The sequence below is a fragment of the Mesorhizobium sp. LSJC280B00 genome (assembly GCF_000502835.1).
Lineage (GTDB): Bacteria > Pseudomonadota > Alphaproteobacteria > Rhizobiales > Rhizobiaceae > Mesorhizobium.
Window position 1 is genome coordinate 1 of the sequence record NZ_AYVL01000059.1, and the last position, 11,625, is coordinate 11,625.

Annotated in this window: 10 protein-coding genes and 1 pseudogene; 3 read left to right on the forward strand and 8 right to left on the reverse strand. The window is 59.2% G+C overall.

Annotated features, from left to right (window positions below):
* Positions 1-47 precede the first annotated feature (47 nt).
* From X773_RS72260 to X773_RS72290, 7 genes are all read right to left on the reverse strand, one after another.
* Complete coding sequence (locus X773_RS72260; RefSeq protein ID WP_023680662.1) at positions 48-983, reverse strand: branched-chain amino acid ABC transporter permease; 936 nt, start codon at positions 981-983, stop codon at positions 48-50.
* The gene (locus X773_RS72265; protein WP_031213290.1) at positions 980-1,843 is read right to left on the reverse strand and encodes a branched-chain amino acid ABC transporter permease; all 864 of its coding nucleotides are present in this window, start codon (positions 1,841-1,843) and stop codon (positions 980-982) included. Before X773_RS72265 ends, X773_RS72260 begins: the two co-directional genes overlap by 4 nt.
* A 67-nt stretch (positions 1,844-1,910) precedes the next feature.
* Positions 1,911-3,170 carry an ABC transporter substrate-binding protein gene (locus X773_RS72270; protein ID WP_023680664.1) on the reverse strand — a complete coding sequence of 420 codons (1,260 nt, stop codon included), beginning with the start codon at positions 3,168-3,170 and terminating at the stop codon, positions 1,911-1,913.
* Positions 3,171-3,206: 36 nt separating this feature from the next.
* Complete coding sequence (locus X773_RS72275; protein ID WP_023680665.1) at positions 3,207-3,983, reverse strand: SDR family oxidoreductase; 777 nt, start codon at positions 3,981-3,983, stop codon at positions 3,207-3,209.
* Positions 3,980-4,870: a 3-keto-5-aminohexanoate cleavage protein gene (locus tag X773_RS72280; protein WP_023680666.1), complete on the reverse strand. Its 891-nt coding sequence runs from the start codon at positions 4,868-4,870 to the stop codon at positions 3,980-3,982. The genes X773_RS72275 and X773_RS72280 overlap by 4 nt, the downstream gene beginning before the upstream one ends.
* Positions 4,867-6,420 (reverse strand): hydantoinase B/oxoprolinase family protein, encoded by a 1,554-nt coding sequence (locus X773_RS72285; RefSeq protein WP_023680667.1) that lies wholly within the window; start codon positions 6,418-6,420, stop codon positions 4,867-4,869. The genes X773_RS72280 and X773_RS72285 overlap by 4 nt, the downstream gene beginning before the upstream one ends.
* A 193-nt stretch (positions 6,421-6,613) precedes the next feature.
* On the reverse strand, positions 6,614-8,647 hold the full coding sequence (locus X773_RS72290) for a hydantoinase/oxoprolinase family protein (RefSeq protein WP_245274876.1): 2,034 nt from the start codon (positions 8,645-8,647) through the stop codon (positions 6,614-6,616).
* Positions 8,648-8,795: 148 nt separating this feature from the next.
* Between X773_RS72290 and X773_RS72295 the strand changes: the two genes are divergently transcribed.
* Both X773_RS72295 and X773_RS72300 read left to right on the forward strand, forming a co-directional pair.
* The gene (locus X773_RS72295; RefSeq protein WP_084641862.1) at positions 8,796-9,512 is read left to right on the forward strand and encodes a GntR family transcriptional regulator; all 717 of its coding nucleotides are present in this window, start codon (positions 8,796-8,798) and stop codon (positions 9,510-9,512) included.
* Positions 9,513-9,937: 425 nt separating this feature from the next.
* Positions 9,938-10,348, forward strand: a complete 411-nt coding sequence (locus X773_RS72300; protein WP_023680670.1) for an acyl-CoA thioesterase — start codon at positions 9,938-9,940, stop codon at positions 10,346-10,348.
* Here the strand turns inward: X773_RS72300 and X773_RS72305 are convergent.
* Positions 10,331-10,630: a hypothetical protein gene (locus X773_RS72305; RefSeq protein ID WP_023680671.1), complete on the reverse strand. Its 300-nt coding sequence runs from the start codon at positions 10,628-10,630 to the stop codon at positions 10,331-10,333. The genes X773_RS72300 and X773_RS72305 overlap by 18 nt on opposite strands.
* A gap of 141 nt (positions 10,631-10,771) precedes the next feature.
* Here X773_RS72305 and X773_RS75860 point away from each other — a divergent pair.
* Positions 10,772-11,595: pseudogene (locus tag X773_RS75860) on the forward strand (IS5 family transposase).
* The last annotated feature ends 30 nt before the right edge of the window (positions 11,596-11,625 follow it).

Sequence of the window (11,625 nt, forward strand, 5' to 3'; positions counted from 1 at the left end):
CATCTACCGCTTTCAAGCTGCCGAAGATCTTGCTTATATTGTTGACCTCAAGCATTCTTAGTCCTCCAGGCCATGAGGCGGCCACGCGCCCATTGTCCGAAGAGTATCGCGATGATGACAAGCACCCCCCAGATCATCGGAACGAACTCAGGGACAAATCTGAAAGTTTCTTCGATCAGCGTAAGAAACAACAGTCCGAGAATTGGACCGGAAAAACGGGACGTGCCTCCGATCACGCAGGCCGCGACGACCTTGAACATCAGCATGGCATTGATGTCCGACGGCGAGACAATGCCGTTGTAAGTGGCGAATAAACCTCCGGCTATTCCGGCGCCGAATGAGCCAAGTATGAACGCCAAGGCGCGCAACGCCCAGGCATCGATCCCGATTGACGACGATAGTGGCTCGTCCTCGCCGACAGCCTTGATCTTCAATCCCGTGTCGGAGGCATCCAGTGACGCGTAGAAGATGCCCAGCAGGACCAGCACAGCAGCCACCAGGCATAGGAACTCCAGCGTCGACGACGGGTTGGGCAGAATTTCGGGTCGCTCGATGAAGGCGATGCCCGATGTGCCGCCAGTGATTTCCCGGAATTGAATGAAGCATTGGCGCAGGGCCTCTCCCGCCGCAAAGGTCGACAGGAAGAAGTAATATTGTCGGGTCCGAAGCACGGGGTAGGACAGCAGCCCCGCAAATAGCGCCGCGAACAAACCCCCTGCGGCGATCGCCACGAGCACCGGCAGGTCGAATGGCGGCTTCGTAAGGATTGCGACGGAATAGCCGCCGATCCCCATGATGGCGATATGCGCGAACGACCAACCTCCCATTGTCGTGATGGTGCGATACGACAGCACCAGGATGGACGTCATGCCGAAGAGCACGAGGACACCAAGCATGTAGTTGCTGCCGAGGAGGCCGCCGACGACAAGCGCGGCGCCCAGTGCGCACACGGTCAGTAAATCGCGTCGGAACGCACTCATCATTCCTTCTCCCCGAACAGGCCCGATGGCTTAACACTCAGGACGAACAGCATGACTGCCGCGCTCGTGAGAGCGAGAAAACGACCGGCACCGAACTGAGACATGAGGGTATCGAGGAAACCGAAAATGGCAGCAGCAGCGACCGCACCCCAGATGTTGCCAATACCACCAACGATGATGATGATGAACGCCTTCCATAGCGCACCCGCGCCCATGAAGGGGGAGATCTGGCTGATCGGGCCCATTGCCGCACCGCATATGCCCGCGATCGACGATCCGAGGATGAGCGTAAGTCGGCCCACCTTCTCGGTTCGTATACCTTGCAAGAGGGCGCCGCGCGGGTTTTGAGCTACCGCGCGAATGCGCCGACCTGCCTCGGACCTCATGAGGAAAATCCACAGACCGGCTGCCAGCACTGCGGCCGCCCCGATGACGACGAGCCTCGATGTCGGAAGAATGGCGCCGCCGAAGTTCACGACGCCTCGAACGGGCGGGGCGATCGAAAGACCAACGGGCCCAAAGATTTGAACGACAATCGTCTGGATGACATACGACAACGCAAGCGTCGATATGAAAATCGCCAAAGGCTTGTCGCCGAGTGGCACGACCATGGTTCTGTGTAGCACCAGGCCGAGGAGCCCGGTCACCGCCGCCGCAACGATTGCGCCGATGGCCCATGCGACAGGACCACCCACTTGGGGTGAGAGAGTCGAAATACAGAGATATGTTGCGTACGCGCCGATCATGAAGAATTCGCCGTGAGCGAAATTGATGATCCGCATCACTCCGAAAACCAATGCCAGACCGAGGGCGAAGCAAAGGTAAAAGGACGTGAGCGATAGACAATTCAGTAAGATTTGCATCGGGTCTATCACCTGAGAGAGGTCGGAGTGGCCGCGGTAAGTCCGCGGCCACCTATGCCCATAAGCCTCACTTTGCCGAGACTTGGCCGCCTTCAGAGAGTGCCGGCAGCGCTGCGTCTTTGTGAGCATTCCACCAGGCAGCCACATCAACGACGGCGTCAACCTTCACACCGCCCTTGTCGTCCGTCACGTAGACCGGAAGAGGGGTCATCAGCCAGTTGTTGGCACCGAAGAGTTCCGATCCACCCCAGCGCGAGGGTCCGAAAAGAGGCTGGTCCACAGTGTCGCTTGCGAAAAGCGCATCCCGCACACCTGCACCGGTGGGATCGGAGGACTTCTGAATCCCCGCCTCGATGGTTGTCATCGCTGCGTAGGCGACCGACGCGAGTGCCGACCATTCCTTCTCGCCGAACTTCTCGACGTAAGTCTTATAGAATGCCGACACGCGCGGGCTGAAGTTCGGCTCCGAAGCATCGACGACATAAGCGCTGAAGATACGGCCAGCGACTTCTGAAGCCGGAACACGTTCCGTTACCAGGCCCATGGTCCAGCCTTCGCTGCCGTAGAGCCCCTTGTAGCCCAACTGCTCCATCGACTCGATGAACAGGGCCTGCTGTCCAGGTGTGAAGCCCAGCTCGACGATAAGGTCGGGACTGGATGCAATCACCGGTGTGGCCAGACCGAGCATGTCCGACGTCGATGCCGGATCATAGGGCTGCGAGTAAACGATCTCGACGCGATCCAGGTAGGGAGCGAGGCCTGCCTTGTAATAGGCAAGCGCCGCCTGGCCGAAGGAGTGGTCGGCCGTTACGATTGCGACACGCTTGATCTCGGGCCGGCTCTCCAGAAGATGGCTGACGAGAAACATGTACGACGCCGGCGAGCCGGTGACCGAACCGATGAGGAACGGATACTTGGCGCTGAGATAGCCAGCACCATAGCTTGTTGTTAGGACCTTATTTTCTGTGGTGATCTCGGCGACGGCCTGGCGTGAAGCAGGGGTGAAAGTCTGGAGAATGAAGCTCACCTTGTCATCGAGAATCGCACGGCGGAAAGCGTTCAGCTCATCACCGGCGGTATAGCAATTGTTGTCGTAGCCGGTTACGTCGATCTTATGCTTCTTCCCCGTTGCGTCAGCGATACCGCCGTTCGCGTTGAATTCTTCGGCCCAGATCTGGACACCGCGAGTGATCGGAACGCCCCATTGAGCGCACTCGCCTGCCTGTGGCTGGACCACTCCCACTTTGATCGTGTCTTCGGCGGCCGCCGACGTTCCTAGAGCACCGGCACATGCGCCGGCGATCAGCAGTCTTGTAAGCACGTTCATGTCACTTCTCCCTTTGTTGAAGTTCCCCGATTTTTTCTATCTGAGTATCTCCGTGTTCCCGCAGACACCCAGTGACTGCCCCGAGATTGATCTGCCCGCGTCGGACGCGACGAAAACCGCCAGATCCGCAATTTCCTCAGGTTCGATCATTCGACCCAGTGATATCGTCGCCACTTCCTCGGCCTCGATTTCGGCGAGCGGGCGTCCGGTAAGTTCTGCCCGGGCGGACATCACTCGCTCCATGCGTGGCCCACGGACTGAGCCGGGAAGGATTGCGTTCACGCGGATGCCGAACTGGCCGACCTCCATCGCGAGCGATTGGGTAAGGCCGATCACGGCCCACTTGGCTGCCGCGTAAGGCGTCCGCATCGGCATGCCCAGTCGTCCTGCCGCCGAGGATATGTTGAGGATGACCCCCGACCGCTGTGTCTTCATCCCGGCCATCACACCGCGAATGAACAAGAATTGGGCGGTGAGATTGACATCGACCGTTCGCGCCCAGTCCTCGGGCGAGACGTCCTCGATCGCAGCCGTCGGACCGGCGATGCCGGCATTGTTGAAGAGGATGTCCACTCCGCCACCCAATCCCGCGAGCATCGACTGGAGAGCGGCCGGAACACTGGCGGGGTCAGCCACATCGCATACGACCGCAGTGGCTTCGGGATATTCCGAGGAGAACGAGCTAACCGAAGCGGGATCAATGTCACAGACTGCGACCCGCGCACCGGCTTCAATCATTTTCTTGGCGACGACCTTGCCAATCCCGCTGGCGCCGGCAGTGATGATCGCGCGCTTGCCAGAGAGAGGGCTCATGCTGCTGCTCCCAATCCAAGGTGATCGCGGGTCGCGGCGGATGACATAATCCGCACACCCATGCATTCGACGATTTCGCGCGCACGCTGCACAAGCGCGACATTCGTCGCCGGAACACCCCGGTCGAGCCAGATATTGTCTTCGAGACCGACACGCACGTTCCCACCAAGCAGAACGGCCTGGGCGACCATCGGCATCTGCATGCGGCCAACGCCGAAGGCGGACCAGACAACGTCGGCGCCGCGGGCTGCATCGGCCATGGCCTTCATTGCCGTCGTGGTGGCCGGAGCGCCCCAATTCACGCCCAGGCAAAATTGGATCATCGCAGGCCCGGCGAACGCGCCTTCGCCGATGAGCTTCATGACGAAGTCAAGGTGGCCGGTGTCGAATACCTCGAGCTCCGGTTTTACACCGTAACCCCGGATCAAAGCCGCCCCTTCGCGAATTTGCTCGGGCGTGGAAATGTAGACCAGATTGCCTTCACCGACATTGTATGAGCCGCAGTCGAGCGTACAGATGTCGGGCCGCAGCTCCTTGACGTGGAGGAGCCGGGTTTTCTGGTTGACGAGATCTGTGCCAGCGACGGCCTTGGTCGGATCTTCGGCGTCGAGAACGAGATCGCCGCCCATGCCTGCTGTCATGTTGACGATGATGTCCTTGTTGCGGTCACGAACGCGCTCAAGCACTTCTGCATAGAGTTTGACATCGCGACTTCCGTCCGTCGTCTCCGGATCGCGAACATGGACATGCGCGATCGCGGCACCGGCTTCGGCGACGGACAGGACGTCGGCCGCGATCTGCTCTGGAGTCACGGGGACATGCGGGTTCTTCTTGGGGCCCGCCCCGGCGCCGGTAACGGCACAGGTGATAAAGATTTCGTTGTTCATGCCTGTTGTCTCAGCTTGGAGGTTTCGTCTGAAAGAATTTCAACAGTTTTGGGGTCGATCGCCACGCCGTAGTCCCGGCGTGCGGCTTCCGCCGAAATGTAGCCGTCGATCACGTCTTCGCGCACACGCTCGGGATCGCGGGAGCGCGCAACACCCCAGCCGCCGCCACCCGTGGACAAGAACTCGAATGCCTCGTTCGGCCCAAACTTGTGGGATGACAGAAGCGGCGAGCGCCAGGTGCCATCGGGCCTTGGACCACCAATTATCTCGCGGCGCCCATCGCCATATTCCTGCAGCAGCATCTGTACGGGGCTCCTGCTGCCACCGTTTACGCCGGGGCTTCCCTCGATCGTTCTGGATGTCTCGATCGAAAGCTCGCCGCCATTGAGAAAGCGGAACTTGAATCGCGCGCCCAGACCGCCCCGGTTCTCGCCCGGGCCGCCGGAATCCTGGCGAAGGTCGAAGGCTTCGACGACGATTGGGTAAAGCAACTCAGCCGCTTCCGCTGGCATGTTGGTGCAGTTGCCCAACGGATCCAGAGTCACATTCAGCCCGTCATTGTACGGCGTTCCGCCCCAGCCGCCCGCCGGGATGTCCGAGAAGACATCGATGCGCCCACCGGCACCGCGAACCGCGGCAACGAACCAGTTTGCATCAGCGCATGTAGGAGCGATCGCAAGATCGGGAATAGCCTTTGCGACCGCCTGCCAGATCGCGCTCTGCACTTTGCCGGAGGTTACCGTGGTGCAGCCGACGACGGGAGCGGGCCAGCGCGCATTCAGCCAGCAGTCATCCGGAAGGCTCAATGTGATTGGCGCAAACATGCCGGCATTCGGCGGAGCGTCAGGCGCCAGGAAGAACTGCAAAGCAGTGTACACGGCGGCGGTTGTGTTCGCGAACGGCGAATTGATCGCACCAGCAACCTGGGGATCGCTGCCCGCGAAATCAACGTGCAGGTTTGAGCCCGATACGGTCAGCTTGACGCGTGCCCAGACCTTGGCATCGGTGATGCCATCGGAGTCCGCGTAGTCGGCGCCTTCGTAGACCCCATCCGGTATCTTTTCGATTTCCGCACGAACGATCCGTTCGGTGTAGCGGATCATGTCGTCCATTCCCTGGAGCAGGGTCGCACGGCCGTATTTGCGCGCAGTAGCCTGGAGTTCATCCTCAGCAGCCAACAGGGCGCCCATATGGGCTTGCAGGTCGCCCCGGATGTAATGCGGCGTGCGCGTGTTTCGCAGCAGGATTTCGAGAAGGTCCGGATCGACCTCATAGTTGCGATAGAGCTTCAGTGGGGGAAGGCGAAGCCCTTCACCGGCGACGTGCGTTCCGAAGCCCTGGCCACCGGGGCCGCCACCACCAAGATCCATCCAGTGACCCCGGCTTACCGCGAATCCGATCAGCACGTCTTCATGGAAGACAGGCATGGTCAGCGTCACATCATTGATGTGGGTGCCGCCGTCATAGGGGTCATTCAGCACCACGACATCCCCCGGCCGGAGCGTCTCGATGCCGAACTTCCGCGCCACTGCCTGGACACTGAAATGCATCGCCGCCAGATGAACGGGGCAGTTCGCGGTCTGACCGACCAGACGCAGCGTGGGATCATAGATCGNAAGTCGAGATTTTCCGAAAGGATCGGCGAGAAGGATGACTTCTGCAGAATCACCGTCATGCGGCGGCAGACATGTTCGAACGTGTTGCGAAGGACTTCGAACGTGATTGGGTCGATTGGGGTAACCATCATGACCTCTCCAAGATGCAGTTGCGGGCGGAGTCAAAGCGTGCCCCCCAACCCGGTGGAATGACGATGCTGGTGTGCGGATCTTCAATGAGAGCAGGGCCGCTGACATCGACCGCGCCGGCGGCGTCGTGAACCAGGCTGTCGGTCCAGCCGCCAAACCAGACCTTGCGTTCGGCCTGACGTGGCGTGCCGATCGCGGAACTCGTGCTGGATTGCAGAATGCCAGCGGGTGATGGCGCTTCCGCCGTCACTGCCAGTGCGACAATCTCCACGGGGAAATCGTCCGACCGGACACCGAACTCTCTCTTGTGCGCGCTGTGGAAGGCCTCAGCCAGTCTATCGAGGTCGCGTCGCTCGATAGCATCCCGGTCCTGCACGACGTCCACTTCGAAAGTCTGGCCCGCATACCGCATGCGCATCACGAAGCTTACCTGCACGCCACCTGCGCTGGCGCCCTGCCCAAGAAGGGCTTCGACGGCTGCGTCACCGAGGTTCGTCAAACGAAGGCCGATTTCATCGAGCTCCTTGGCGGCCAGCGGAGCGTAGTAGAAAACTTCTTCGTCGTGCTTGATTGCCAGTCGCAACGCTCCATAAGCAGAGGCAACACCGGAATATCTCGGGACGATGACCGTCGGCGTGCCGAGTGCCTCGGCGACTGCGCAGGCGTGCAGCGGTCCTGCTCCGCCGAAACTCGCAAGCGCGAAATCGCGAGGATCTCGGCCGCGAGAAGCAAGAACAAGCTTGACGGCTTGTGCCATAGCCTCAGTCGCGATCCGAAGCATGCCTTCGGCACATTCCTCGATGCTGAGATTCAACTGAGACGAAAGGGTCTCTACGGCCGCGCGAGCCGCTGCGACGTCCAGTTTGAATTTACCCGAAAGGTCCGGGCTAATCCTGCCGAGCACCAGATTTGCGTCCGTGATCGTCGGCCGCGTTCCACCTCGCCCATAGCAGGCAGGCCCGGGAACCGAACTTGCCGACATGGGGCCGACGCGGAGTGAGCCACCGCTGTCGATCCAGCCGATCGACCCCCCACCGGCGCCGATTGAGCGGATGTCAAGCATCGGCACTGCGACCGGAATGTCGAACTCTATTTCATATTCGCGGGTGATGAGGCCCTGGCCATCCTCGACGATGGACGCGTCGAAGCTCGTTCCGCCCATGTCGGTATGAATGATGTTCACCAAGCTCGCAGTGCGCGCTATCTCGGACGCATATCCGACGCCGCCCGCAGGTCCCGACTCCACCAGTTCCTCGACACGGAGACGAGCCTGGTTGACGGACATCATCCCGCCATTGCTCTTCAGGATCATGAGATTGCCGGTAAATCCCGCTTCACGGAGCCGGGCCTCAAGACGCTCGAAATAGTCGGCCATCACCGGTAGGATCGTGGCTCTAACCGAAGCCAGCGTGAAGCGCGTGTGCTCTCGGAACACCGGCTTGACATCCGCCGAGGGAATTGCCCGCACGCCGGGCAACGCCGCCGTGATGATTTCGGCGACCTTACGTTCGTTTGCCGGGTTCGCGTAGGAGTTGATCAAGCAGATAGCTACGGACTTGATGCCAGCCGCTGCGATGGCCTCGATAATGGGCTGAAGCTCTGCAGCATCAATTTCCTTCTCAACCTTCCCGGACGCATTGGTTCTTTCGTTGATCGTGTAGCGATGCCGACGACGGATCAGAGGCTCAGGCTTGGTTTGATAGGGCCGATAAAGATGTTCGCGGTGCATTCGGCCGATTTCGAGCACGTCGCGAAAGCCTTCCGTCGTGATCAAAGCAGCATCCGGGAAGGTGCGCTCGATCAGTGCGTTGGTCGCCGTCGTAGTGCCGTGGACAAGCAGCTCAATCTCGTTCGGTGCGATGCCGGCATTTGCGATGGCGTTCAAGACGCCGCGCGACCTTTCCTCAGGGGTCGTCAGAACTTTACCGGTTCGCTCTTCGCCGGTCGCACTGTTGACCGCGAAGAGGTCCGTGAAAGTCCCTCCCACATCAATACCAACTTCCCACATTCCAGTGCCCCTTTTTTTGATCATTGATCAAAGAACTTGCCAATAAAACGAATTTGTGTCAACCCCGTTTTTCACGAGATATCCACAAAGGGTATCTAACCATTTTTGATCGTTGATCAAATAAATTATCCTCGCTATGCTCACATCCGCGTCATGCAGATCAGGAGTGAAAATGCCAGCGACCAAGTTTCCCGTGCTTCGGCTGCGGCCAAGAAACTCAGATTTGGAACATGTTTATGCAGAGCTAACTCGTTCAATCATGATGGCCGAGTTTGCACCCGGTCAGAAGCTGAAGCTCGATGACCTGGCTACCGCATTCGGCACAAGCCACATGCCGGTTCGAGAGGCCCTCAATAGACTTGTCATGGCTCGCGCGCTGCAGGCCGAGACGAGGCGAACTCCCTTCATTCCCGAAGCGAGCGTTGAGCGTCTTCGCAATCTGCTTACCCTTCGAACAGATCTTGAAGGCAAAGCGGTGGCGATGACGATTGAGCGCGGCGAGAACGGACTTGCCGATCAACTGGCCCAGATAAATGCCCGGATGGACACTGAAGCGGAGCGTGGCGCATTAGGGACGCGGGCGTATCTGCAACTAAATCACAAGTTTCATTTTTCGCTGTATGAACGATGCGGAAATCCTGAACTTGTGAACCTGATTGAATTGCTTTGGATGCGTTACGGACCGTTGTTGAGCCTGTTGAAGGCGACACCAATGTCGTTCTCAGGGCATCGGCATCACGCAGAAATAATTGCCGCCGTGAGATCGGGCGACAGCGCCAAAGCTGTTCAGAACCTGGTCGCCGACCTGCAGGAAGCTGGAGACGCTATCGCGACAGCTTTGTCCACAAAAATGCAAAAAGCGCACGGCTCTAGATCGAGCGCACCGTAACACTTTGACCGCAATTCCTGGGTTGCGCGTTGATCTCCAGAAGGACGAACGAAAATGGCAGAATTGGAAAACGACCCGCGCGTTGCGAGGGCGGTGCTTGGCGGTGGGATGATATGGATCGACGCTGGCAGCGAGCGATCCGCGACCTCGGCCTCGGGCGAGTCTAAGTCGCGGCTCAGGCATTCCCATGCCCGCCGTCGCTCATTTGGACTCGCAAGCCTCCTTTCACGATGCTTGCCGCTGTTTCGATTGGGCATTGCTTCTCGGATAACTCGGAGCGGATAGTCCGAAAAGGGTGCGTGGGCGCGATTCAAAGTGAAGCTAGCGTCTTCGCTGCCCATGACTCAGCCGTGTCGGAGTGAATGGCCAAGCATGGGTCATCCTGATGATACGACAATTTCCGCCAGCTCGTAGGGAGGAATATTTTGATTGACGAGATCGATAGTTTTATTGGCGTCGCGCAGCCGTGGATGTGCGACGAGTTTGGTCATATGAACCGCCGATTTTACGCGGCCATGTTCGACGACGCTACATTGGTCGTCTTGCGATTCTTAGATGTTGATGACCGCCAAGACTCCCTTGGATGGGCAGACGTCAGGACCGAGACCGATTTTCGCGCGGAGGTGAGCGCAGGAACCATTCTCAAAATCCGGTCTTCGGTCACAAAGATTGGGAGAAGTTCGGTGACGATTCGGCACGTCATGACGAATTCGTCCAATGGTGAGACTGCTGCGGTGGAGAGCTGCGTATCGGTTCGGCTTAATCTCCAACGACGTGAATCGAGCGAACTAGGTGCAGCCGTCGTCACTCGCGCGGAGCTATTGTTTGCCGCGTAGCAGAGCAGGCAGTTCTAATGTCGTCATCCTGGAACAGCCGCCGGAGCTGCTGGAGTCCATTTCTGCGATATAGGGACTGGCCTGCAAAAAGGCGTTTCCGTAGCTCACATAGGCCGGATTTATCCCGGCACGCATGGCGTCCGCCAAGGGCATCTGCTGAAAATACGTGAGAACGAGTGTTCCCGGCTTGCCATGAGCGAGATCTGACCTAACCCGGGTGATGCCCACATAAAAAAGGCGACGCTGCTCCTCATAATGCGAAATCTGCTCGGCAGGTGTCATCGGAAGTTTGGGCGGCCTTTGGCAGTAGACCCAGTATCTCGCGGCTTCAGCCTCGCAAACTTGAGTGTCCGTTCCAAAAAGAGTTGAGTGATTTCAGCAGGTTGTGATTCTGTCGGATTGCGAGATTCGATGGAGATCACGATGGCCTGTACTGAAATCACCCGTGCGCATTATGAGCGGCGTTGGGCCCGCTACGCAAGCGATCTGACCGATGCAGGGTGGGTACTGATTGCGCCAATGATGCCGTCGGCGAGCCGCATCGGCCGGCCGCGCAAGACAGACCTGCGCGAGGTCGTGAACGCACTTCTTTACCTCGCCTCGTCGGGCGGCGCGTGGCGATTGCTGCCGAAAGACTTCCCACCCTTTTCAACGGTGCAGAAGTACTTCTATCGCTGGCGTGAGGCGGGCTTGTAGCGGACCATCAGCAACAGCCTCGTCATGGCGGCGCGCGAGGCTGAGGGTCGGGAAGCGAGCCCGACGGCGGGCGTGATCGACAGCCAATCGGTCAAGACCACGGAAAGCGGCGGAATTCGTGGCTTCGACGCGGGAAAGAAGATCAACGGGCGCAAGCGTCACATCGTTGTCGACACCATCGGCCTGATGGTCGGTCTCGTCGTCCACGCCGCTGATATCCAGGACCGGGACGGCGCACCGGCTGCCCTCAAGACCATTCTCGAACGCTGGCCGTGGCTGCGACACGTCTTCGCCGACGGCGGATATGCGGACCGAAGCTTAAGGGCGCGATGCAAAAGATCGGCACGTTCACCCTGGAGATCGTCAAGCGGACGGATAAAGCCAAAGGCTTTGAGGTCCTGCCGCGCCGCTGGGTGGTGGAGCGCACATTCGCATGGCTGGGGCGATGCCGCAGGCTGGCCAAGGACTGGGAGAAATCCCTCGCTTCCGCAGAAGCCTGGATATACGTCGCTCACATTCGCCTGCTCACCCGCAGGCTCGCAAGAAGTTGATATCAAAACACTCTTTTTGATTCAGGCTCT

Bases quoted from the DNA above. Each gene is read 5' to 3' on its own strand.
- X773_RS72260 (WP_023680662.1), bottom strand. From the start codon at position 983: ATGATGAGTGCGTTCCGACGCGATTTACTGACCGTGTGCGCACTGGGC.
- X773_RS72265 (WP_031213290.1), bottom strand. From the start codon at position 1,843: ATGCAAATCTTACTGAATTGTCTATCGCTCACGTCCTTTTACCTTTGC.
- X773_RS72270 (WP_023680664.1), bottom strand. From the start codon at position 3,170: ATGAACGTGCTTACAAGACTGCTGATCGCCGGCGCATGTGCCGGTGCT.
- X773_RS72275 (WP_023680665.1), bottom strand. From the start codon at position 3,983: ATGAGCCCTCTCTCTGGCAAGCGCGCGATCATCACTGCCGGCGCCAGC.
- X773_RS72280 (WP_023680666.1), bottom strand. From the start codon at position 4,870: ATGAACAACGAAATCTTTATCACCTGTGCCGTTACCGGCGCCGGGGCG.
- X773_RS72285 (WP_023680667.1), bottom strand. From the start codon at position 6,420: ATGCATTTCAGTGTCCAGGCAGTGGCGCGGAAGTTCGGCATCGAGACG.
- X773_RS72290 (WP_245274876.1), bottom strand. From the start codon at position 8,647: ATGATCAAAAAAAGGGGCACTGGAATGTGGGAAGTTGGTATTGATGTG.
- X773_RS72295 (WP_084641862.1), top strand. From the start codon at position 8,796: ATGCCAGCGACCAAGTTTCCCGTGCTTCGGCTGCGGCCAAGAAACTCA.
- X773_RS72305 (WP_023680671.1), bottom strand. From the start codon at position 10,630: ATGACACCTGCCGAGCAGATTTCGCATTATGAGGAGCAGCGTCGCCTT.